At 42.6% G+C, this 272-nt stretch carries 1 pseudogene; it reads left to right on the forward strand.

The window, feature by feature from the left end:
* Positions 1-272: pseudogene (locus tag AB4585_RS28585) on the forward strand (beta-hexosaminidase); the annotation flags it as partial.

The raw sequence follows: 272 nt of genomic DNA on the forward strand, positions 1-272 counted from the left end.
GTCGAACCCACAACCTATAGAAACCGTAAGCAAGGCGAGCGTGGGCATTATCCCTAAACCTCAAGAGATTCAAATTGACTCTGGTGCCTTTGAATTTGCCCATGATGAGGTGATATTCACTGACTGTGACCAAGCAAAAGAAGCCGCTTTATGGTTGATTGAAGCAAAGCCTGAACTTGACTTATCCCTAAGTGAAGAAGCAAACAGAGTCGAGTTTAAGTTGCTTAAAAGCTTACCTCACCAGTCATACCAATTAGAGGTATCTAGTAACT

The sequence above is a fragment of the Vibrio sp. 10N.222.49.C9 genome (assembly GCF_041474985.1).
In the GTDB taxonomy this organism is placed as follows: domain Bacteria; phylum Pseudomonadota; class Gammaproteobacteria; order Enterobacterales; family Vibrionaceae; genus Vibrio; species Vibrio crassostreae_C.